Genomic DNA, 21,326 nt, shown 5'->3' with positions numbered 1-21,326 from the left:
GCTGGCTTTAAGACTGGCCTAAGAGGCCGGCTCGCATAATCACCCCACAAAATAAAGGAAACAAATCGCATGCGCCTGCTGTTGGTTGAAGACGATTTGATGATTGGCGAAACCTTGCTCGACGTGCTGCGTGGCGAGGGCTTTGCGGTCGACTGGATACGCGACGGCCTGATGGCCGACACCGCGTTACAAGCCGAGTCCTACGACCTGGTGTTGCTCGACCTGGGCCTGCCCAAGATGGACGGGCTGGATGTGCTGAAAGCCCTGCGCGCGCGCAAGAGCAAGGTCCCGGTATTGATTGCCACCGCCCGCGACGCCACGCCCGAACGCATCGCCGGTCTGGACGCCGGGGCCGACGACTACGTGCTCAAACCTTACGACATCGATGAACTGCTGGCGCGCATCCGCGCGCTTATCCGCCGCAGCATTGGCCAGGCCGATTCGGTGCTCAGCTACCAGAACATTCGGCTCAACCCCATCACCCACGAAGCCACGCGCACGGTAGAGCGCAACGGTGTATCGCAAGTTGAAGCCATCGTGCTGTCGGCGCGCGAATGGGCGGTGCTGGAGACCTTGATGGCGCGCCCGGGCGTGGTGTTCTCACGCGCACAAATCGAAGAAAAGCTCTACAGCTGGAAGGATGATGTGAGCAGCAATGCGGTCGAGGTCTACATCCACGGCCTGCGTAAAAAGCTCGGCAGCGAGTTGATTCAGAACGTGCGTGGCCTGGGCTACGTGATGCCGCGCCCATGAGCCCGCCCACTACACCCCAGCGCCGCGCCCAACACTCGCTGAAACGCCGGCTGCTGTTGTCGGTGCTTTCGGCCGTGGCCTTGGCCGCACTGCTGCAGGCCAGTTCGGCCTACCGCAGCGCATTGCAGCAGGCCGACGAAATGTTCGATTACCACCTGCAGCAAATGGCGTATTCGATGCGTGCGCGCTCACCGCTAGGTCTGGCCGTACCCGACACCGCCGAAGACGATGTGGGCTACATCATCCAGATCTGGGGTGCGGACGGTGCGCCGCTGTTTCGCTCGCCACACGCGGTATTGCCGCCACGCGCCGTGCTCGGTTTCTCTGACGTGGTGCAAAACAACACGCGCTACCGCGTCTACTCGATTCAAACGCCAGCCCAAACCATCCAGATCGCGCAGGACCTGAGCGCCCGGCAAAGCCGCGCCAGCGCACTGGCGGTGCGCGCCATACTGCCCATGGCCTTGACTGCGCCATTGTTGATGTTGGTGATCTGGCTGGTCATACGTCAATCGCTGGCCCCCTTGGAACGCACCCGCCAGCAGGTGGCCAACCGCCCCGCAACCGATCTCTCGCCACTGCTGGCAAACGACCTGCCCCAGGAGGTGCAGCCGCTGGTACAGGAACTGAACCTGCTGTTCGACCGCATGGGCACTGTGCAGGCCAACCAAAAGGCCTTCATCGCGAACGCGGCCCACGAATTGCGCACCCCCCTCACCGGCTTGAAACTGCAGGCGCAGGCACTGCAACGCACACAAGAGCCTGCCGTACGCGACACCCAGATTGGCCGGCTGAACCAGGGCATAGACCGCGCCATCCGTCTGCTCAACCAACTGCTGGCGCTGGCGCGGCAAGAAAGCCAACCCGCGCCTGACCTGCAGCCGCTGGACTTGCAAGCCCTGGCGCACGGCCTGGGCCAGGACCTGCAAGCTTTGGCCCAGGCACGCGACATCCAGCTTGACGTGGCCAAGACGGCGCCAACAAATATCCATGGCGACGTCGACAGCCTGCGCATGCTGTTGCGCAATCTGTTGGAGAACGCCGTCAAATACACGCCCACACATGGCCGCGTGAAGTTGAGCGTCAGGTCTTTGGATGGTGCGGCAGCTGTTGTGGTGGAAGACTCGGGTCCTGGCATCCCGGCCGAAGAACGCAAGCAGGTGTTCGAGCGTTTCTTCCGCAGCACACAGACGCCCAGTGGCACGGAAGGCAGCGGCCTGGGCTTGTCTATCGTCAAAACGATCGCCGACCAGCACGGCGCAACGCTGGCCCTGGATGCCTCACCAGAACTCGGTGGCTTGCGCGTGACGCTAGGTTTCCCCGGAAATCTGGCACCTCGATAGAATTCAGAAATGCCTGAAACCCCAAAAGCGTCGGAAGCCAAAGAACTGCCTGAACTCAACCGCCAGTTCATTGCGCACTTTGGCGAAATGGGCAGCAAATGGGGCATCAACCGCACCGTGGGACAGATCTATGCGCTGCTGTTCATCTCGCCCAACCCGCTGAACGCCGATGAGATTGGCGAAACCCTGGCGTTTTCGCGCTCCAACGTCAGCATGGGGCTGAAAGAGCTGCAATCCTGGCGCCTGGTGCACCTGCGCCACCGCCCGGCCGACAGACGCGAGTACTTTGAAGCTCCACAGGACGTGTGGGAGATCTTTCGTGTGCTGGCCGAGGAGCGCCGCCGACGCGAGATCGAACCCACGCTGTCCATGTTGCGTGGTGCCCTGCTGCAAGACACTGAGACCGACGCCGAGCAATACGCCCAGCAGCGCATGCGCGAAATGCACGACCTGATCGACGGGCTGATGAAGTGGTTTGATGAGGTGCAGCGCCTCAAGCCCGAAACCGCCAAGCAGTTGATGGGCATGGGCGCCACCGTCACCAAGGTGCTGGGCTTGAAAGACCGGTTGAGCGGCGCTGGCCGCAAAAAGCCCGCAGATTAAACACAATCCGCGGGCTGGCTGAACAGCTTACGCGCTCTGCAGTGCGGGATAGTCGGTGTAGCCCTTGGCACCAGGCGTGTAGAACGTGCTTGGGTCTGGCGCATTGAGTGCTGCGCCGGCCTTGATGCGTTCTGGCAAATCCGGATTGGCCAGGAAGCTGGAGCCAAAGGCCACCGCATCCAACTGGCCAGCCTTGATGGTTTGTGCGGCCTCTTCGGCGGTATAGCCCATATTGCCCACCAGCACACCCTTGTAGAGCTTGCGCGCGGGGGTCATCACATCGCCTTTTTGCGCCTGGAAGAAATCGCCACGCATCACGTGCAGATACGCCAGGTGGAAATCGTTCAACCGCTCGGCCAGGAACGAGATCAAGGCCACGGGGTCGCTGTCGCGCATGCTGTTGTAGCTGTTCAATGGCGACAGGCGCAGACCTACGCGCTCGGAGCCAATGGCGGCTGAAACGCCCTTCAAGACTTCAAACAACAGCCGTGCACGGTTTTCCATGGAGCCGCCATAAGCGTCGGTGCGGTTGTTCACACCGTCGCGCAGGAACTGGTCAAGCAGATAGCCGTTGGCGCCGTGGACTTCAACACCGTCAAAACCGGCCTCGATGGCGTTCTTCGCGCCTTGCACAAAAGCGGCGACGATGGCCGGAATTTCGGCTTCGCTCAGCACCTGCGCCGATGCCTGGGGCACCTTGCCCGCTGGGGTATGGATCTCGCCTTCAATCGGCGTGGCCGTGGACGACACCGTGGGTGCGCCGCCATTGATGCCCGGGTGCGCGGCGCGGCCAGCGTGCCAGATCTGCAGGAAGATGCGCCCACCTTTGGCATGTACGGCAGAGGTCACCTTCTTCCAGGCCTGCACCTGCTCGGCCGAATAGATGCCGGGCTCGGCGACAAAAGCCGAGGTGTGTGGGGCCACCATGGTGCACTCGGTAATCAGCAGGCCGCCGCTGGCGCGCTGGGCGTAGTACTCGGCCATCAGCTCGTTGGGCAAATGCTCGGTACCCGCACGGGCGCGGGTCAAAGGCGCGAGCAAGATGCGGTTGGGCAAGGTGGCAGCGCCGACTTTAAGAGGTTCGAACAACATGAAACGGCCTTTGATCAAAAAACAAAAATGTAAGAAATGCGGCGAGCCAGTGCACAAGATGCATCTCGCCACCCCCAAAAAACTTGAGCCGCTACAACAATGCATAGCGGCTCAGGTCAAGTAGGGACGAAGATAAGGGTTTAAAGACCCCCAAGCTTGCGCCAGCGAATTTCAGGCATCAGAGATGCTCTGAGGTCTCGCCGAGTTGGCGCTCCAGCTTTTCGCGGCGTACCGCCTCATCGTCCATCAACTCGTACCACATGGCGTTGAGCACGGCAAAGGCGGCTGCCAGCGGCAGGCCAAGAATCCACGAGAAGTACCACATGTTTTTTCCTTTTTACGACACGCAGGTGCCGCGCAAACGATCCAATTGGAGAACACCGCGGAACTGGCTTTGCCAGGCCGCAGGTGTTGCCCCCTGCAAGGGGGTGGGCGCTACACGGAGTGAGCAACCTGGGGGTGTGCCATCAATACGCATGCGTACTTTCATCGCGGATCGCCTTCTCATCCACCTTGCCCCACAACACGTGGTACACCCAACTGGTGTAGGCCAGGATGATGGGCAGGAAGATCAGCGTCGCCACCAGCATGATGAACAGCGTCATATGGCTCGATGAAGAGTCCCAGACCGTGAGGCTTGCGCCGGGCGCCAGCGACGAAGGCAGGATGAACGGGAACATCGATGCGCCCACACTCAAGATGATGCCGGCCTGGCTCAGCGCACTACTCAGCAAAGCGAAGATTTCACGCCGTGCCTGCAAACCAACCCACGCACCCAGCGCACCCAGAATGCCGAGCACGGGGGCCGCCAATGTCCACGCGTGTTGCTGGTAGTTGCGGAACCACACACCGGCCTGCAGCTCCACCGTTTTACGCAGCGGGTTGGAGGGACCTAGTGTGTCGACCGCGCTGGTCACCGCATAACCCTTGACCCACAACCACAAGGCCACACCGGCCAGCGCGTAAAGAGCGACCGTAGCCAGCGCCGCCCAGCGGCCATAAGCACGCGCACGTTCAGCCACCACGCCATCAGCCTTGAGGTTGATCCAGGTGCTGCCATGCATTACCAACATCGCCACCGACACCAAGCCACACAACACGGCGAACGGGTTCAGCAACTCAAAGAACGTGCCTTCGTAGAAGATCTGCATGTCGGGTGTGAGACGGAACGGCACACCTTGCAGCACATTGCCCAAGGCCACACCGCAAATCAAGGTCGGCACAAAGCCGCTGAAGAACAACACCCAATCCCAGCGATTGCGCCAGGCCGGTTCGGGCCGCTTGCTGCGGAACTTGAAAGCCACAGGCCGCAGAATCAGCGCCGAAAGAATGGCAAACATCGCCAGGTAGAAGCCCGAGAACGAAACGGCATAGATGTGCGGCCAGGCCGCAAAAATGGCACCACCGCCGAGGATCAGCCACACCTGGTTGCCTTCCCACACCGGGCCCACACTGTTGATCACCACACGCCGCTCGACATCGCTGCGGCCAACAAACGGCAGCAACATGCCGGTGCCCAGATCAAAACCATCGGTGCAGGCAAAACCCACCAGCAGGATGCCCATCAGCAACCACCAGATGATGCGCAGGGTGTCGTAGTCAAGAAGTTGATGTAAGACCATGGTTCACTCCGCAGATACGATTGGTTTGGAACGGGTGCCGCCAGCGCGCACGCGTTTGACGTTGGCACCGACATCGGGCGCGTGTTCTTCCACGGGGCCTTTCTTGATGGCTTTGAGCATCAGCTTGAGTTCAATCACCAGCAGCACGGTGTAGATGAGCACAAAGCCAGCGATGGTGATGAGCAGCGACTTCACCCCCAGGTTGGACACGGCCACGGCCGTAGGCAGCACACCTTCGATCACCCAGGGTTGGCGGCCAAACTCAGCCACCATCCAACCGCTTTCAATGGCCAGCCACGGCAGCGGAATGCTCCACAAGGCGATACGCAGCAAAGCCGGATACTGGTCCAGCTTGCGCCGTGCCGACAAGACGAAGAACGTGCCGGTCAGCAAGATCAGCAACACGCCTATGCCCACCATCACACGGAACAACCAGAACAGTGGCGCCACCTGCGGCACGGTGTCCCAAGCGGCCTTGGCGATTTGTGCGTCCGTGGCCTGGCGTGGGTCGTCGACGTAGCGCTTGAGCAGCAGCGCGTAACCCAGGTTGATGCCGTTGTCCTCGAATTCGGCGCGTACACCCTGTGTCACCTTGGAAGTGCCACCGGCCTCGCGGATCTTTTGCAGCGCATCGTAGGCTTTGATGCCCTCGCGGATGCGCACCTCGGCACTCTTCACCAGTTCGAGGATGCCGGGCATGGTGGTGTCCAGCGAGCGGGTGCCGATCAAACCCATGACCATGGGAATGTGCAGCGCATAGTGTGTCTCGCGCGCCTCCTGGTCGGGAAAACCTATGACCGTGAAAGCTGCGGGCGCGGGTTGCGTTTCCCACATGCCTTCTATGGCGGCCAGCTTCATCTTCTGGTGCTCGCCCGAGAGGTAACCGCTTTCGTCACCGAGCACCGCCACCGACAACGCAGCCGCCAGGCCAAACGAGGCCGCCACCGTCATCGAGCGTTTGGCCATTTCCAGGTGGCGCCCCTTCAGTACGTACCAGGCCGAAACGCCCAACACAAATACCGCCGCACACACATAACCGGCCGACACCGTGTGCACAAACTTGGCCTGCGCCACCGGGTTGGTCAACACCGCAAAGAAGTCGGTCACTTCCATGCGCATGGTCTCGGGATTAAACGCCGCGCCCACCGGGTTTTGCATCCAGCCATTGGCGATCAAAATCCACAATGCGGAGAAGTTGGAGCCAATCGCCACCGCCCAGGTGGCCACCAGATGGCCCACCTTGGAAAGCTTGTCCCAGCCAAAGAAGAACAGGCCAACGAAGGTGGCTTCCAGGAAGAACGCCATCAGCCCTTCGATCGCCAGCGGCGCACCAAACACGTCGCCGACGTAGTGGCTGTAGTAGCTCCAGTTCATGCCGAACTGAAACTCCATCACCACCCCGGTGGCCACACCCATGGCGAAGTTGATGCCGAAGAGCACGCCCCAGAATTTGGTCATGTCGCGCCAGATGACGCGCCCGGTCATGACATAGACCGTCTCCATGATGGCGACCAGGATAGACAGCCCTAGGGTCAAGGGAACGAATAAGAAGTGGTACAGCGCCGTGACGGCAAACTGCAACCGTGAGAGCGAAACGATGTCGAGATCCATCGGGTTTCCTTTGTTTTACACCTAACTTAGATACAAATCTGGGGCCCGCTTCAGTCCGGGCGCAGGCGAGCAAGAACGGCTTCAAAAGCCGCGTCACCGCGTCGAACATCCGCCACCATATGCCCACGTTCCAAAACCAGCAAGCGATCTGCATACATGGCTTCACGCCGGGTGTGGGTGACAAGCAACACGCTGTGACCATGTGACAAAACCTGCATACGCTGCAGTACGTCATGAGCAGTAGCGGCGTCTAGCCCTTCGGTGGGTTCATCCAGCAACCACAGCGGGGCTGCGCGCAACAGCAAGCGAGCCAACGCCAGTCGGCGCGCCTGCCCCACCGACAAGCCATGCCCGCCTTCACCCAAGCGGCTGTCCAACTGTTGTGGCATGGCACGCACGTGGCCGGCCAGACCGGCAGATTCGAGCGCAGCCCACAACGCAGCGTCATTGGCGCCGGGGTTGGCGAGCAGCAGATTCCCGCGCACACTGTCTTGAAACAGCTCGGTGCGCTGCGTCAGCAGGCAATGCGCAACGGTCTGGACCATGCCCCTGGCCGGTGTGATCTCACCCGCCACGATGGCCAGCAGTGTGGACTTGCCGGCGCCGCTGGGGCCCACCACGGCGACCCTCTCGCCGGCCGCCAGCTTCAAGCAGATGTTATGCAGCAGTGTCGCCGAGCCGGGTGCGAGCTGTGCGTCGACGCCATCCAATACCAAGGCATACGGTTCCTTCTCAATCGACAGCCCAATGCATGGCTGAGCCGCTGTGGCATGCGCCTGTCCGGCGCGCTCCCAGCGTGGCGCCAGGCGCCGCACAGCCAGCCGGGTACGCCCCCATTCGATGGCACCACGCCGCAGCGCGGCCATGGGCTCGGTGGCCGTCAACACCAACAACAGCGCCAGCACCGCGACCGGCAAACCAATGTGGCCCGCTTCGACCAAGGCGCCCACCGCCAACAGCACGCCGGCCAGCAGCAGGCTGCTGATGACACCGTAGCCCGCAGTGGCCTGGGCTTCCATGCGGTTGAGTGCGTCGTCGGCCTTGGCCAGATAGGCATCGGCATCAGCCACCAATTGGCGCTGGGCCGCCAGACGGCCCACCATGGCAAGCTCTGTTTGGCCGGCCACCAGATCCACGGTGCGTGCGCGCAGCGCTTCCAGGCCATAGGCGCGGCGCCGTGCATACGGGGCTGCGCGCTGCGCCAGCCAAAGAGCCAAGCCCAGGCCAGCCAGCAGCAGCCAGGCGAGTGTGGCCCAGCCCAGACGTACATCGATCAAGCCCAACGCCAGGCTACCGAGCAACACCGCGGCCAACGCGGCCCCCAAGGGCACGGCCACGCGCAGGTAAAAGGAGTCCAGTGCGTCCACATCCACGGTCAGGCGGAACAACAGTTTGGCTGGCCGGGCCAGCAGGCTGCGGGCGGCCTCGGGCTCGGCCCAGCCACGGAACAGGCGCTCGCGCAGTGCCGCCAGCACCGCCAGCGTGGCGTCGTGCGTGACCAGACGCTCGGCGTAACGGCTGGCCGTGCGCCCCATGGCCAGCAAACGAATGCCGGCCGACGGCATGAACACATCAAACACCTGCGCGACGGCCAGCGTGCCACCGGCAATCGACGTGGCCGTGATGAACCAGCCTGACAGCCCCAGCAAAGCCATTCCCGCAAGCACCGTGATGGCCGCCAACCCTGCGCCAAGCCACACGCGAACGCCCTGCTCGGCGCCAAACAGACGCAGCAGTGGCCGCACATCCCGCAACAGAGTCGATGCATAAGACTTCATGCCACGGCCTCCAGCTCGCCCACGGATGGAGCGGATTGCAGGCGCACGCTGCGGTGCAGGCGTGCGGCCAGTACCGGGTCATGTGTGGCCACCAGCAGGGTTTTGCCTTTGGCCAGCGCCAGCAGCACATCGGTCACTTCGTCGGCCGTCGCTTGGTCCAGGTGTGCCGTAGGCTCATCAACCAACAACAGGTCGCGGTGTGGCCAGGCCGCCATGCGTGCCAGCGCCAACCGCACGGCCTCGCCGCCAGACAAGCCGCTTCCGCCCTCGCCAAGTCCACGCGCGTCCTGCGCCAGGCTTTCCAGTTGCACTTGCTGCAACGCCTCTGCGGCGCGCCCCCGGTCCAAGCCGTGTGCACCCAGACCGATGTTGTGCCACACATCACCGGCAAAAAGGTGTGGGCGCTGGCCCAGCCAGCCCATGCGCTCGCGCAGTGCCGCGGCGGTGGCGTCGTTCAACTCCACACCGGCGATATGGATGGTGCCGGCTTGTAGCGGCGCCAAGCCCGCCAGCAGCGCCAACAGCGTGCTTTTGCCGGCACCACTGGGCGCCAGCAACGCCACATGTTCTCCAGAGGCGACACGCAGGTCCAGCCCTTCAAACACCGGCAGCGCAGCGCCGGGGTGGGCAAACCTCAGGCCTTCAATCTGCAATGCAGGTGCATGGCGCCCGTGCAGCACGGCAACCTCGGCTCGACTGGTGGCCCCCGTGAGAGGCAGGCCTTGTGCCTCCAATTGCGCCATGGCCTGCAGGGCCGCCTGGCCGGCCGCACGGTCATGCCACACCGCAGACAACTCGCGCAAGGGTTCAAAAAACGCCGGGGCCAGGAGCAGAACAAACAAAGCCTGCCCCAGCGACAGGCGCTCTCCCCAGGCACCAAAATTCAGTTCACCCAGCAGGTGAAAGCCGACAAATACCGCAACAAGGGCCACGCCCAGCGCGGAAAAAAGCTCCAGCACGGCAGACGACAAAAAGGCAATGCGCAACACCGCCATGGTGCGCTGTCGAAGCTGTTGCGCCGATTGGCGCACCTGCTGCGCCGTACGCTCCACCGCACCCAGCGCACGCAGCGTGGCCAAACCCCGCAAACGGTCGAGCAAAAAGGCGTTCATGCCGCCCATCTCTCCCAGGTGCTCGGCGCTGGCCGCCTGGGCGCGCCAACCCACCAGGGCCATGAACAGGGGAATCAGCGGGGCGGCAAACAGCAGGATCAACGCCGCCACCCAGGACAAGGGCGCCACCGCCGCCAGAATGGCCAGTGGCACCAGCGTACTGCGCAAGCGGGCCGGCTGAAAGCGCGTGAGATAAGGCAGCAGCGCCTCACTCTGCTCCGCCAGCACACTCGCGGCCAAGCCGGACGCTGAGCGTGCCGCATCCAGTGGCGAACGCAGCGACAAGGCCCACACCACACGCTGCCGCGCTTCGCTCAAGCTGCGGCGCGCAGCCTTGAACACCAGCCTTTGGCCCAGCGCATCGCAGGCGGCGCGCAAAAGCCCGAGCAGCAAGACACCCGCAGCGGGCCACCAAAGGCTTGCAACGCCATCACCCTCGCCCAAACACTGCACCGCGTAGGCCAACAAACCCGCTTGCGGTATCCACAGCAAACTGGCCAGCACCTGCAGCAGCGGGCCCACACCCTGCCGCAATCGCTGCGCCGGGGCTTCTGGGGATGGCGCTGGTTTTGCTGCTGGCTGATGCATCGTGTTCCGAATTATGCCGAATTTTCAGTAATTACTGAAAATTCAAATATAAAAATACGATGACCGGTTTGTCCGTCAGACCGCCGGCATCTCCCTCGAGAACGCCACAGCCCTTAAAATAGCGGCTGCACGCTCATCTCTCAGACACGAGACTTCTTGTTATGAATACCCTCTCGGCCATCTCCCTTTCAGGCATGCAAGCCGCTCAAGTGCGTCTGCAAACCTCGGCGCACAACATCGCCAATGGTCAGACCGAAGGTTTTCGCCCGCTGGAAGTGGCGCAAACACCCAATGCCGAAGGGGGTGTGAGCACTCAAGTGCGCCGCGCCAATACAGTTGGCGAAGACATGGTGAGCGACGTCGTCGATCAACTGCAGGCGAAAAACGACTACCTTGCGAATTTAGCGGTATTCAAGTCCAGTGAAAAGATGCTGGGCACGCTTATCGATCAGGTTGCTTGACCTAGCGCAATGACCTGGCACGCCCGGCTCCAACTCGACTACACATTCGAAGCGCAACGCAGCGTTGCGCGCCACCTGCACAACGGCCCACTGCGCATTCTGCAAAGCCTTTATCCCGAGGGCAACGCTGTCTGCCACAACGTACTGGTGCATCCACCAGGCGGTCTGGTCGGCGGCGACCGGCTCGATATCGAAGTCAAGGTGGCGCCGTTTGCCCACGGCTTGGTGACCACCCCTGGCGCCACCCGTTTCTACCGCTCGGCCGGTGCAGCCGCCTTGCAAAACACGCAGATCAAACTCGCCGCCGATGCACGTCTCGAATGGCTGCCCGCCGAGGCGATTTGCTACAACCAGTGCCTGGCCGAAAACCGCCTGCAGTTTGAGCTCGCGCCTGGCGCTGAAATGATGGGCTGGGACATCACCGCCCTGGGCTTGCCGCAAGCCCAGCAGCCTTTTGTGCAAGGCCAGTTGCGCCAACATCTGGAGATGCCCGGCGTATGGTTGGAGCGCGCCAAGCTCGATGCGGCCGACAGCTTGCTGATGGACCGGCCTCTTGGCCTGAATGGCAACCGCTGTGTGGCCACCTTGTTTTTCCTGACCGGCAGTCCACTGGAGCGCAAGCGCCGCGAACGCGCATTGGATGCCGCACGTGCGGCCATCGCCGGCCATGCCCTGCTGCCCACTGTGGGCGCCACCAGCCCTTGCGCGCAGGTGGTGCTGGTGCGGGTGTTGGCCCCATTGGTGGAGCCTGCGGTGGAAGTGCTGCGCCGCGTATGGACGGCGTGGCGTTCTGAGTTATGGGCCCTATCGGCGACACCGCCGCGCATCTGGGCGATGTAAGGCGGCGCCAGAAAAGCGTCTAATGACGAGCGCTTCAGGCGCCATTACTGCGCACCAACCAGCAATTGCACAAACATCTGCAACTTGTTATTGGTCTCTGAACTCAGCGCCGTGAACTCCAGCCCGGCCAGCAAATGGCCCTCTTCGTGCTTCATCTTGGTGATGCGCGCAAACACGTCGTTCACCGGATAGTCGACCAAGGTCATGTCGAAGTTGAGCTTCACCGCCTGCTGCAACTCCAGCGGGTAGTCCAGCTCCAGCAACACGCCGTGGTAGCCAATGTCCAAGATGCTCGCCTTGATGGGCGTGGGCAAAATGGTTTTGCCTTCAATCAGTTGCAGGGTACACGGCACACGCACTTCTGCGCGGTGGCTGCGGCGGAACTCCTGGCGCGGCACCTTGAGGCGCAGCGACGGAATGGCCACCAATTCGCGCACCTGCACCGGCTTGAACTTGCCGGCGACAAACACCTCGCGCGGCTCGGTCACCAGTACACCGGCACCGCCGCGCTGGTAGGCGCTTTCGCTCAGCAGCACCTGGCCGCGCAGGCTGAAGGCTTCAATACGCGAGGCCAGGCTCACCTCGTTGCCGATCACGGTGTATTGCGCAAAGGCTTCAGGGCCAAAGCGGCCCGCCATCACCTTGCCGGTGTTGATGCCAATGCCGATGTACAACTCAGGCAAACGCCGGCGTTGAAAGCCGAGGTTTAATTCGAGCATCGCCACCTGCATTTCGGCAGCACAAATCAGCGCACGCTGTACATCGTCTTCACGCGCCACCGGGGCGCCAAACAAGACGGTGATCGAATCGCCGGAAAACTTGTCTATGGTGCCTTGGCAGCGCGCAATCACCGCCCCCAGGGTCTCCAGGCACTGGTTGAGCATGGAGACAATGACTCCCGCAGGCTGCGTCGCCGTGAGTGCCACGAAGCCACGCAAGTCGGCCACCAGAATGGTCACCTCGCGCTCGTCCACCACATGTGGAGCTGGCGGGGTTTTCGCTGCGGGCAGTGTCTCGGTATCGGCACGGCCGCCATGGCGTGCCAGCATGAACAGCATCGCCTCAGCTTCGGCCGCGCCGTCAGGCGACAACGGTGAACCCTTTTCACGGGTGATCAGCGCCTGCAACTGGTCCAGAGTTTGGGAACCAAGGTCTGTATTCATACGGTCCTGCATTATTCAGATGGTATGGGCGCAGATTCTGCCAACAATCCCCCCGCCCCGGCCCATCGGCTACCCTTAAGCGCGCGAATTCGCGCAAAAAAGAATGTCCATCCACACGATGAAGGTGCAGGCGCTGACCTGGCGCGTCTTAACCGGGCGGAATGCCGTCGGCCTTGAACATCGCCTTGATGCCGCGCACCGCCTGGCGAATGCGGGCCTCGTTCTCGATCAAGGCAAAACGCACATGGTCGTCGCCGTGGTCGCCAAAACCAATGCCGGGCGACACACACACCTTGGCACGCTCCATCAACTGCTTGGCGAACTCCAGCGAACCCAAGGCACGGTACTGCTCGGGGATACGCGCCCAGATGTACATCGAGGCCTTGGGGCAATCCACCGCCCAGCCTGCTTCGGTCAGGCCTTTGAACAACACATCACGCCGGGTTTTGTAGGTGTTGGCGATCTCCTGCACGCAGCCTTGATCACCTTCCAATGCGGCGATGGCGGCCACTTGCAGCGGCGTGAAGGTGCCGTAGTCGTGGTAGCTTTTGATGCGCGCCAAGGCCGCGACCAGATCGGGATTGCCCACCATGAAGCCTATGCGCCAGCCGGCCATGTTGTAGCTCTTCGAGAGCGTGAAGAACTCCACCGCAATGTCTTTGGCACCGGGCACCTGCATGATGCTTGGCGCCTTCCAGCCGTCGAACACGATGTCGGCATAGGCCAGGTCGTGCACCACAAAGATGTCATGTTTCTTGGCCAGAGCCACCACACGCTCGAAGAAGTCCAGCTCTACACATTGGGCCGTAGGGTTGCTGGGAAAACCCAGCACCATCATCTTCGGCTTGGGGTAGCTGCCGCGAATGGCGCGCTCCAGTTCGGCAAAGAAGTCGACACCCGGAACCAAGGGCACCGATCGGATATCTGCACCGGCAATCACCGCGCCGTAGATGTGGATGGGGTAGCTGGGGTCGGGTACCAGCACGGTGTCGCCACGGTCCAGCGTGGCCAGCATCAAGTGCGCCAGGCCTTCTTTGGAGCCTATGGTGACGATGGCTTCGCTGTCGGCGTCGATGTCGACCGCATAACGATCCTTGTACCAATGGCTGATGGCGCGGCGCAGGCGCGGAATGCCTTTGCTGGCCGAGTAGCCATGGGTGTCGGGGCGCTGCGCCACCTCCACCAGTTTTTGCACGATGTGCGGCGGCGTGGCCCCGTCGGGGTTGCCCATGCTCATATCGATGATGTCTTCGCCACGCCGACGCGCCGCCAGCTTGAGTTCGGCGGTGATGTTGAAAACGTAGGGGGGAAGGCGGTCAATGCGCGCGAAACGGCGCTTGCCTGCGGAGGATGCAGCCATGGAATACTTTCACGTGAGCGCCCGGAACCGTCCGAGCGACGTGGCCCGCAATGTGGCGGGCCCACAGGCATCTTAGCAGACAGCTAACCCAAAAAGCAGATCGTCTACACGCCGATCAGAGCCACCGCAGAACTGGCTCCGCCAGGCTGCAGGTGCGCCACCTGCAAGGGGGTTGGCGCCAAGTGCGCAGCACTGGAGCCTGGGGGTGAAGCACAAGCTACGCACTGAGGTTGACCAACTGGCCTGTAGCCTGCCCTTGGGTGTTCACCACCACGGGAAGCAAAAGTGAAGCCGTGGGTTGCGGTGACGAATACACCCGTGTGGCGGCCACGGCAGCTGAAACCCGAGGCTCCGAGCTAACCCCGCTTTGGGCTTGCACGTAATTCGCGATCAACTGGTTGCTGCGCTCTGCGAGTTCACGCGCATTGTCCTGGCTTACTTTCGCCGTGCGGTTGGCGTCATCAGCTCGACGGCGCAGGTCGTCCGCAACATTTTGCGCTTGCTCGGCATCACGCCGGGTCTGCACCACGCGCGTTTTATCGACCGTGGCGGACAGCGCTAAGGTGGCGCTACTGGCGGTGATACCCAGCATGATCAGAACGAGGTGTTGCGGCTACCACTCAGGCAGTCGTATTGACGATGCTGCCAATGGTTTGGCCCTGGCTGTTCACCACCGGTTTGGGCGGTACGCCCGATTGCCAATCGCTGATGGACTTGGGCTCGGAATCGGCCTCAAACTCGCGCCGACGCTGCCGTGCGACGTCTTCACTGACGGGCGCCGGCTGGGTCGAGGCAGCGACTTGCCGGTAATCCGATGAAACGCTGATATCCGCCATGGTGCCCTCCTGAATCAAGCCCCGATTTTACGAATGTAAAGACTTGTAATCAATGCCCTGGTGCGGAGTCCTCAAAATTGCTGCGCAAAATGAAATCGATGATCTGGTGTCAGGGCAAGGCGCCAGAGGCAGGATTTCATGTGCAGTTCTTGATGGGACAGCACATTAGGCTGCCGCATCCCTCAGGCGGGCTCGGCCATGGTCTTGGGCGCCCCCGCCCCGGCCCCTTGGCCCGAGTGTTGTGCGGCCCATTGCCAGGCTTCATCCGACAAAGCCAGCACCCGCGCCGCATGGCCAAAGCCCTCTGCCACAGTGTCGGCATCGGCCAGCGTTTGGCTCTCCACCTGCTTGGCGATGCGCAGGTAAGCCCAGCACGGGCCGGCTTGGGCCAGCAATGCCTGTGTAGCCTCGGGCGACAAACTCAGGATTTTGGCGACTTCAGCCGGAGGAATCTTCAAAATCACGCCGAGCATGGACCCCAGGCCGAGGGTGAAAAAGCGTCCCGAGTCGCTTTCACCGCGCTCTATCGCCAGCAGCTCCAACAGCCGCGCCCGCCACAGCGCCACCTCCTGCAAGGCCGACGACAACGTACGCTTTTGGGCAAACTGCATCAGCATCGACGATAGCCAACGGTGCAGCTCCTTGCGCCCCAGCAACTGCACCGCACGCTCGATGCTGGTAACGGTACCCAGATGCACAAAACTGGCGCCGCTCATGCGTTGCAGCAGCTTGACCGAAATGCTGATGTCCCCCTTGATCACACCGACAATTTCATCGAGTTCGGCATCCGAGGAGAGCAAGGCCACCAAGCGTGCCAAGCGCCCAACCTCGGGAGCCAACTCGCCCGCGGGGTTCAACCGGGGTTTGGTTTCCTGCAACTGTCCGCTGGCCAGGCGGACACCGTTGCGCAGCACCCATTCGAGGTCTTCCACACTGCCGAGGTCGGTGGCAATCACGGGCAAAGCCTGCTGGGCTGGCAGACGTGTTTGCAGAATTTGCAACAAGGCTTGGGCGGTCTGCCCGGCGGCCGGGCGCAGCAGCAGGTAGTCCGGCATGGAGCCCAGGTCGTATGCGGCTTCCCAGGCCAGTTGGGCGCCCACCCGGCGGAACTGGTCGATCGCCGCCACCAATCCACTTTGTACCTCCGGGGTCAGCGGCTCGGCGCTGTCGAACACCAAACCGATGAGTGTGCCGGACTCGTCTTGCGGAACGGTCGCGCACGCCAACCAGGCCGCTGGCACTTGCGCCAGCCCTACCCTGCCGCCCATGGACACCAAACGCGCCGACACCAGCAGCATGGCCATATGCGCGGCTTGCAGCGTGGCGTCGCCCGCCACTTTGCGCAAAACATCCGGCGTCACATGAAACTCAAACCCCACCACCTCGCCCGAAGGCGCCATCAGAGGACGACGCGCGGCTGGTGCCAGCGCGGGCACGCGCGAAACGACCGGTGCAGCAGCGGGAACGGCTTGCGGCACGCTTGTAGCCACAGGATGTTCAAGCAAGGGAGGCGGTGCCGGTGGAACTGGCTCAGGCGCACGCGCTTTGGAGAACATCCGCTTGAAAAACGACGTCATGGCAAGAGTGAACAAGTGAGCAACCGCCTCACTCTAGCGCCATTCATCGAAAAGTGTACAAATTTGTTACGCAAACCTGCTCAAGCGTTGTGCATCATCAAATCGCCACCAAGCCACGCACGCCATCTGCCTCCATGTTCTTGCCTTGGCCGCGCGCAACAAACTCGCCGCGCTCCATCACCAGGTAGTCGTCGGCCAACTCCTGGGCGAAATCGTAGTACTGCTCCACCAGCAAGATCGACATGGTGCCGCGATCGGCCAGCATGCGGATCACGCGGCCTATGTCTTTGATGATGCTGGGTTGTATGCCTTCGGTGGGTTCGTCCAGGATCAGCAATTTGGGGCCGGCCGCCAGCGCGCGTGCAATCGCAAGTTGCTGCTGTTGCCCGCCCGACAGGTCACCACCACGCCGGTGCAGCATTTGCTTGAGCACCGGGAACAGCGTGAACAACTCTTCGGGTATGGGTGTGCTGGCACTTTTGTAGGCCAGGCCCATACGCAGGTTTTCTTCCACCGTGAGGCGCGCAAAGATTTCGCGGCCCTGCGGCACAAAGCCTATGCCAGCGCGCGCACGTTCATAAGGCGTGAAGCCCTGTATGGCTTTGCCGTCGAGTTCAACGCTGCCGGTTTTGATGGGCACCAAACCCATCAGCGATTTGAGCAAGGTGGTCTTGCCCACGCCGTTGCGCCCCAGCAGCACGGTGACTTTGCCCAGGCGGGTTTCCAGGCTCACGTCGCGCAGGATGTGGGAGCCGCCGTAGTATTGGTTGATGTTCTTGACGTTCAGCATAAGGGGCTTCTCTAGGGTTAGAGGCCGGGGAATGCGCCCGGCAGCGCAGTAACTTTCTTTTGCTTCGCCAAAAGAAAGTGACTGCGCCGCCGGGCGCACATCCCGGCCAGCGGCGTCAACAAAAGAGAGCAATCTAGCGGCCAAGATAAACCTCAATGACGCGCTCATCCGACTGCACCTGGTCCAGCGTTCCTTGCGCCAGCACCGAGCCATCACACAGCACCGTGACAATCTCCGAGATGGTCTTGATGAAGCTCATGTCGTGCTCCACCACCATCAACGAATGTTTGCCCTTGAGCGTCAAGAACAGCTCGGCGGTGCGCGCGGTTTCTTCGTCTGTCATGCCGGCCACAGGCTCGTCGAGCAGCAGCAGCTTGGGATCTTGCATCAAGAGCATGCCGATCTCCAGCCACTGCTTCTGCCCATGGCTCAGGTTGCCCGCCATGCGCGCCACGCTGTCGGCCAGATGAATGGTCTGCAGGATCTCCGCGAGCCGGTCGCTCTGTGCCGAGTCGAGCTTGAAGAACATCGACGGCTTCACGCGTTTGTCGGTCTTCAGCGCCAGCTCCAGATTCTCAAACACGCTGAGATGCTCAAACACCGTTGGCTTTTGAAACTTGCGGCCAATGCCCAGTTGCGCAATCTCCGGCTCGGTGTGGCGCAGCAAATCAATCGTGCTGCCGAAGAACACATGGCCTTCATTGGGCCGCGTCTTGCCGGTGATGATGTCCATCATGGTGGTCTTGCCCGCACCATTGGGGCCAATGATGCAGCGCAGCTCACCCGGCGCGATGTCGAGGTTGAGTTTGTTGATGGCCTTGAAGCCATCAAAGCTCACACTCACGTCTTCCAGGTACAGAATGCGGCCGTGTGTCACGTCCACCTCGCCAGGGGTCGCAATGCGCGAGAAGCCGGCCGTTCGGCCACCTGATTCGGTTTTGCCGTGGCCATGCGCCACGCTGTCGTGTTCCGCCAAGCGCCGTGCGCCCTCTTCCATCAGATCGGGCGTCATGCCTTGCTCTCCTTCGATTTCTCGGCCGATTTCGCCACCCATTTACGCACCAAGCCCACGACGCCATTGGGCAGGTACAGCGTCACCGCAATAAACAGCGCGCCCAAAAAGTACAACCAGAACTCGGGCGCGGTGACCGTCAGCCAGCTCTTGGCGCCGTTGACGATGAAGGCACCGATGATCGGGCCAATCAAGGTGGCGCGGCCACCCACGGCCACCCACACGGCCATCTCAATCGAATTCGCCGGGCTCATTTCGCTGGGGTTGATGATGCCCACTTGCGGCACATACAACGCACCCGCCACACCACACATCACGGCCGACAGCGTCCAGATGGTGAGTTTGTAGCCCAGCGGGTTATAGCCCGAGAACATGACGCGTGTTTCGGCATCGCGAATGGCTTGCAGCACGCGGCCGAACTTGCTGCTGACCAGCCAACGCGCAAACAGGAAGAAGCCCAGCAGCGTCACGCCCGTCAACACAAACAGCAGCATGCGAATGTTGGGGGTGGCAATCGGCACACCCAGGATGCGCTTGAAATCGGTGAAGCCGTTGTTGCCACCAAAGCCGGTTTCATTACGGAAGAACAGCAGCATGGCGGCGAAGGTCAGGGCCTGCGTGATGATGGAGAAGTACACCCCCTTGATGCGCGAGCGGAAGGCGAAGAAGCCAAATACAAACGCCACCAGACCGGGCACCACCACAATCAACAAAAGCGTGGCGATGAAGCTGTCCGATAGCGCCCAGTGCCAGGGCAGCTCTTTCCAGTCGAGGAACACCATGAAGTCCGGCAGGTCGCTTTTGTAGTTGCCGTCGCGGCCGATCTGGCGCATCAAATACATGCCCATGGCGTAGCCGCCGAGCGCAAAAAACACGCCGTGGCCCAGGCTCAGAATCCCGGTGTAGCCCCAGATCAAGTCCATGGCCAGCGCCACGATGGCATAACACATGATCTTGCCGACCAAGGCCACGCCATAGTCGCTAAGGTGGAACATGTGGCCGGCGGGCACCACCAGGTTCAGCAAGGGGGCCAGGGCGCACACGGCGATCAGCGCCACCAGAAAGCTGGCCCAGCCTACGCGGGTCAGCAGCGGTGCAGGCTTGGGCAGCTGCACGCTCAGAGGGATGTTGGGAGTTGAACGGGTCATGGTCTTTTGGCTCTGGCTTTTGCTACTGGTTCAGGCTTCGGCGGAACGCCCCTTCATGGCAAAAATGCCCTGTGGTCGCTTCTGGATGAACACCACAATCAACACCAGCACCACAATTTTGGCCAGCACCGCACCGGTCCAGCCTTCCAGCAGTTTGTTGATCACGCCCAGGCCCAGCGCCGCGTACACCGTGCCGGCCAATTGGCCCACACCGCCCAGCACCACCACCATGAAGGCATCCACGATGTAACCCTGGCCCAGGTCTGGCCCCACGTTACCGACCTGGCTCAACGCACAGCCAGCCAGGCCCGCAATGCCAGAGCCAAGCGCAAACGCATAGGTGTCGATACGCGCGGTGTTCACACCCATGCAGGATGCGATGGGGCGGTTTTGCGTCACGCCGCGCACAAACAAACCGAGGCGTGTTTTGCTGATCAAGAAGGCCATGCCGGCCAACACCGCAATCGCAAAGCCTATGATGATCACGCGGTTCCAGGGCAGTTGCAGGTTGTCCAGCACTTGGATGCCGCCGCTCATCCAGCTGGGGTTTTCCACACCGACGTTTTGCGCGCCAAACAGGTTGCGCACCAGTTGCTGCAACACCAGGCTAATGCCCCAGGTGGCGAGCAAGGTTTCCAGCGGGCGCCCATACAGGAAGCGCAAAACGCTGCGTTCCAGCAGCGCGCCCATCAAGGCCGAAGCCATGAAGGCCACGGGCACGGCGGCGACCAGATACCAATCGAAGGCAGCTGGCAGGTATTTTTGAAACACACCCTGCACCACATAGGTGGCGTAGGCGCCAATCATCATCAGTTCGCCATGGGCCATGTTGATCACGCCCATCAGCCCATAGGTGATGGCCAGGCCCAGCGCCACCAGCAGCAAGATGGACCCTAGGCTGATGCCCGAGAACAAGGCGCCCAGGCGATCGCCCCAGGCCAAAGCTTCATTCACCGAACGCAGCGCGTTGGTGATGGCGACCTGCACCTCGGGGTCGGTCTCGGCGCGCTGCTGCTCCAGCAGCACGGTCTTGGATGCGGGGTTCTGGCTCTGCGCCAACTGCAAGGCAGCGGCCAGGCGGCGCGATTTCTCGGGGCTGCTGATGAGGATGCGCGCACGCAGCATGCTCAACTGGTCTTTGAGCGCGGCATCGGTCTCTGCGGCCAGGGCCTTGTCGACCAGCGGCAGGCGCGACTCGTCGCTTTCACCCTGCAGGGTCTTGATGGCTTCGGCACGGGTGTTGCGGTCGCTTGAGGTGAGCTTGACGCCAGCCAGTGCAGCCTCGAGTTCGCCACGCATACGGTTGTTGTTGACCACGTCTTCAGCGTCGTCGGGTACGCTGGCCTCGGCTCCGGTCACGGCGTCTATGGTCTTGTCGCCGACGATGAACACCTTGCCTGCGGCCACACGCACGGCGTCATCGGCCATGGCCTGTATCAGCCTTTCGGTGGCGGCATCGGGCGTGGCGGCGGCTTTTTGCAGAGCGGCAATGCGGTCGTCTGTTTCGCCCGAGGCCATGGCTTTGGCCATATCAGCCGTCAGAGGGAAAGCGCTTTTCACGCAAAACAGCAGCGCCAGCGCTAAGCATTGGAGGAGGTGCCTGGAGGACATGGAGATCGATGTAGAAAAAGTGAACC

At 61.9% G+C, this 21,326-nt stretch carries 20 protein-coding genes; 5 read left to right on the top strand and 15 right to left on the bottom strand.

The genetic code is table 11. The features are described 5' to 3' along the window. Nucleotides 1-69 precede the first annotated feature (69 nt). The 3 genes from ACFQ95_RS01940 to ACFQ95_RS01930 are packed head-to-tail and all read left to right on the top strand — an operon-like array spanning nucleotide 70 to nucleotide 2,699. Nucleotides 70-753, top strand: coding sequence for a response regulator (locus ACFQ95_RS01940; protein ID WP_422829101.1), 684 nt, complete (start codon nucleotides 70-72; stop codon nucleotides 751-753). Beyond that, entirely contained in the window at nucleotides 750-2,096 is a 1,347-nt protein-coding gene (locus tag ACFQ95_RS01935) for an ATP-binding protein (RefSeq protein ID WP_422829100.1), read from the top strand. Before ACFQ95_RS01940 ends, ACFQ95_RS01935 begins: the two co-directional genes overlap by 4 nt. Nucleotides 2,097-2,105: 9 nt before the next feature. Continuing rightward, nucleotides 2,106-2,699 (top strand): GbsR/MarR family transcriptional regulator, encoded by a 594-nt coding sequence (locus tag ACFQ95_RS01930; protein ID WP_422829099.1) that lies wholly within the window; start codon nucleotides 2,106-2,108, stop codon nucleotides 2,697-2,699. Nucleotides 2,700-2,726: 27 nt separating this feature from the next. Here the strand turns inward: ACFQ95_RS01930 and ACFQ95_RS01925 are convergent, their stop codons facing one another. From ACFQ95_RS01925 to cydD, 6 genes are all read right to left on the bottom strand, one after another. Next, nucleotides 2,727-3,791 carry an alkene reductase gene (locus tag ACFQ95_RS01925; protein WP_422829098.1) on the bottom strand — a complete coding sequence of 355 codons (1,065 nt, stop codon included), beginning with the start codon at nucleotides 3,789-3,791 and terminating at the stop codon, nucleotides 2,727-2,729. A gap of 178 nt (nucleotides 3,792-3,969) precedes the next feature. Beyond that, nucleotides 3,970-4,116: a cytochrome bd-I oxidase subunit CydX gene (cydX, locus tag ACFQ95_RS01920; RefSeq protein ID WP_422829097.1), complete on the bottom strand. Its 147-nt coding sequence runs from the start codon at nucleotides 4,114-4,116 to the stop codon at nucleotides 3,970-3,972. A gap of 142 nt (nucleotides 4,117-4,258) precedes the next feature. Next, nucleotides 4,259-5,413, bottom strand: coding sequence for a cytochrome d ubiquinol oxidase subunit II (cydB, locus tag ACFQ95_RS01915; RefSeq protein WP_422829096.1), 1,155 nt, complete (start codon nucleotides 5,411-5,413; stop codon nucleotides 4,259-4,261). 3 nt (nucleotides 5,414-5,416) lie between these two features. Further along, nucleotides 5,417-7,024, bottom strand: coding sequence for a cytochrome ubiquinol oxidase subunit I (locus ACFQ95_RS01910; protein WP_422829095.1), 1,608 nt, complete (start codon nucleotides 7,022-7,024; stop codon nucleotides 5,417-5,419). A 50-nt stretch (nucleotides 7,025-7,074) separates the two neighbouring features. Beyond that, a complete protein-coding gene (locus ACFQ95_RS01905; RefSeq protein WP_422829094.1) occupies nucleotides 7,075-8,802 on the bottom strand; it encodes an amino acid ABC transporter ATP-binding/permease protein in 1,728 nt (575 codons plus the stop codon). Then, nucleotides 8,799-10,502, bottom strand: a complete 1,704-nt coding sequence (cydD, locus tag ACFQ95_RS01900) for a thiol reductant ABC exporter subunit CydD (RefSeq protein ID WP_422829093.1) — start codon at nucleotides 10,500-10,502, stop codon at nucleotides 8,799-8,801. The genes ACFQ95_RS01905 and cydD overlap by 4 nt, the downstream gene beginning before the upstream one ends. A gap of 161 nt (nucleotides 10,503-10,663) precedes the next feature. On the opposite strand from cydD, the gene ACFQ95_RS01895 reads away from it, so the two are divergent. Both ACFQ95_RS01895 and ACFQ95_RS01890 read left to right on the top strand, forming a co-directional pair. Beyond that, nucleotides 10,664-10,963: a flagellar basal body protein gene (locus ACFQ95_RS01895; protein ID WP_422829092.1), complete on the top strand. Its 300-nt coding sequence runs from the start codon at nucleotides 10,664-10,666 to the stop codon at nucleotides 10,961-10,963. A gap of 9 nt (nucleotides 10,964-10,972) precedes the next feature. After that, nucleotides 10,973-11,803 carry an urease accessory protein UreD gene (locus tag ACFQ95_RS01890; protein ID WP_422829091.1) on the top strand — a complete coding sequence of 277 codons (831 nt, stop codon included), beginning with the start codon at nucleotides 10,973-10,975 and terminating at the stop codon, nucleotides 11,801-11,803. Between the two features lie 44 nt (nucleotides 11,804-11,847). Here ACFQ95_RS01890 and ACFQ95_RS01885 read toward each other — a convergent pair whose 3' ends face one another. The 9 genes from ACFQ95_RS01885 to urtB all read right to left on the bottom strand — a co-directional run bounded on the left by ACFQ95_RS01885 (nucleotide 11,848) and on the right by urtB (nucleotide 21,300). Beyond that, a complete protein-coding gene (locus ACFQ95_RS01885) occupies nucleotides 11,848-12,966 on the bottom strand; it encodes an adenylate/guanylate cyclase domain-containing protein (protein WP_422829090.1) in 1,119 nt (372 codons plus the stop codon). 148 nt (nucleotides 12,967-13,114) lie between these two features. Further along, entirely contained in the window at nucleotides 13,115-14,326 is a 1,212-nt protein-coding gene (alaC, locus tag ACFQ95_RS01880) for an alanine transaminase (protein WP_422829089.1), read from the bottom strand. Between the two features lie 217 nt (nucleotides 14,327-14,543). Further along, on the bottom strand, nucleotides 14,544-14,918 hold the full coding sequence (locus ACFQ95_RS01875; protein WP_422829088.1) for a hypothetical protein: 375 nt from the start codon (nucleotides 14,916-14,918) through the stop codon (nucleotides 14,544-14,546). 28 nt (nucleotides 14,919-14,946) lie between these two features. Then, the gene (locus ACFQ95_RS01870) at nucleotides 14,947-15,162 is read right to left on the bottom strand and encodes a hypothetical protein (protein ID WP_422829087.1); all 216 of its coding nucleotides are present in this window, start codon (nucleotides 15,160-15,162) and stop codon (nucleotides 14,947-14,949) included. A gap of 182 nt (nucleotides 15,163-15,344) precedes the next feature. Beyond that, nucleotides 15,345-16,667: an HDOD domain-containing protein gene (locus tag ACFQ95_RS01865; RefSeq protein WP_422829086.1), complete on the bottom strand. Its 1,323-nt coding sequence runs from the start codon at nucleotides 16,665-16,667 to the stop codon at nucleotides 15,345-15,347. Between the two features lie 169 nt (nucleotides 16,668-16,836). Beyond that, entirely contained in the window at nucleotides 16,837-17,529 is a 693-nt protein-coding gene (gene urtE, locus ACFQ95_RS01860; RefSeq protein WP_422829085.1) for an urea ABC transporter ATP-binding subunit UrtE, read from the bottom strand. A gap of 133 nt (nucleotides 17,530-17,662) precedes the next feature. After that, entirely contained in the window at nucleotides 17,663-18,541 is an 879-nt protein-coding gene (gene urtD, locus ACFQ95_RS01855) for an urea ABC transporter ATP-binding protein UrtD (protein WP_422829084.1), read from the bottom strand. Further along, complete coding sequence (urtC, locus tag ACFQ95_RS01850; RefSeq protein ID WP_422829083.1) at nucleotides 18,538-19,689, bottom strand: urea ABC transporter permease subunit UrtC; 1,152 nt, start codon at nucleotides 19,687-19,689, stop codon at nucleotides 18,538-18,540. Before urtC ends, urtD begins: the two co-directional genes overlap by 4 nt. A 30-nt stretch (nucleotides 19,690-19,719) precedes the next feature. Then, nucleotides 19,720-21,300 (bottom strand): urea ABC transporter permease subunit UrtB, encoded by a 1,581-nt coding sequence (gene urtB, locus ACFQ95_RS01845; RefSeq protein ID WP_422829082.1) that lies wholly within the window; start codon nucleotides 21,298-21,300, stop codon nucleotides 19,720-19,722. Nucleotides 21,301-21,326 lie beyond the last annotated feature (26 nt).

This window comes from Variovorax sp. HJSM1_2, assembly GCF_049316285.1.
Lineage (GTDB): Bacteria > Pseudomonadota > Gammaproteobacteria > Burkholderiales > Burkholderiaceae_C > Rhodoferax_B.
Note: the sequence above shows the minus strand (reverse complement) of the source record. Positions and strands in the feature narration are given on the sequence as shown.

Coding starts and splice junctions, on each gene's coding strand:
- ACFQ95_RS01940 (WP_422829101.1), top strand. CDS start 70: ATGCGCCTGCTGTTGGTTGAAGACGATTTGATGATTGGCGAAACCTTG.
- ACFQ95_RS01935 (WP_422829100.1), top strand. CDS start 750: ATGAGCCCGCCCACTACACCCCAGCGCCGCGCCCAACACTCGCTGAAA.
- ACFQ95_RS01930 (WP_422829099.1), top strand. CDS start 2,106: ATGCCTGAAACCCCAAAAGCGTCGGAAGCCAAAGAACTGCCTGAACTC.
- ACFQ95_RS01925 (WP_422829098.1), bottom strand. CDS start 3,791: ATGTTGTTCGAACCTCTTAAAGTCGGCGCTGCCACCTTGCCCAACCGC.
- cydX (WP_422829097.1), bottom strand. CDS start 4,116: ATGTGGTACTTCTCGTGGATTCTTGGCCTGCCGCTGGCAGCCGCCTTT.
- cydB (WP_422829096.1), bottom strand. CDS start 5,413: ATGGTCTTACATCAACTTCTTGACTACGACACCCTGCGCATCATCTGG.
- ACFQ95_RS01910 (WP_422829095.1), bottom strand. CDS start 7,024: ATGGATCTCGACATCGTTTCGCTCTCACGGTTGCAGTTTGCCGTCACG.
- ACFQ95_RS01905 (WP_422829094.1), bottom strand. CDS start 8,802: ATGAAGTCTTATGCATCGACTCTGTTGCGGGATGTGCGGCCACTGCTG.
- cydD (WP_422829093.1), bottom strand. CDS start 10,502: ATGCATCAGCCAGCAGCAAAACCAGCGCCATCCCCAGAAGCCCCGGCG.
- ACFQ95_RS01895 (WP_422829092.1), top strand. CDS start 10,664: ATGAATACCCTCTCGGCCATCTCCCTTTCAGGCATGCAAGCCGCTCAA.
- ACFQ95_RS01890 (WP_422829091.1), top strand. CDS start 10,973: ATGACCTGGCACGCCCGGCTCCAACTCGACTACACATTCGAAGCGCAA.
- ACFQ95_RS01885 (WP_422829090.1), bottom strand. CDS start 12,966: ATGAATACAGACCTTGGTTCCCAAACTCTGGACCAGTTGCAGGCGCTG.
- alaC (WP_422829089.1), bottom strand. CDS start 14,326: ATGGCTGCATCCTCCGCAGGCAAGCGCCGTTTCGCGCGCATTGACCGC.
- ACFQ95_RS01875 (WP_422829088.1), bottom strand. CDS start 14,918: ATGCTGGGTATCACCGCCAGTAGCGCCACCTTAGCGCTGTCCGCCACG.
- ACFQ95_RS01870 (WP_422829087.1), bottom strand. CDS start 15,162: ATGGCGGATATCAGCGTTTCATCGGATTACCGGCAAGTCGCTGCCTCG.
- urtE (WP_422829085.1), bottom strand. CDS start 17,529: ATGCTGAACGTCAAGAACATCAACCAATACTACGGCGGCTCCCACATC.
- urtD (WP_422829084.1), bottom strand. CDS start 18,541: ATGACGCCCGATCTGATGGAAGAGGGCGCACGGCGCTTGGCGGAACAC.
- urtC (WP_422829083.1), bottom strand. CDS start 19,689: ATGACCCGTTCAACTCCCAACATCCCTCTGAGCGTGCAGCTGCCCAAG.
- urtB (WP_422829082.1), bottom strand. CDS start 21,300: ATGTCCTCCAGGCACCTCCTCCAATGCTTAGCGCTGGCGCTGCTGTTT.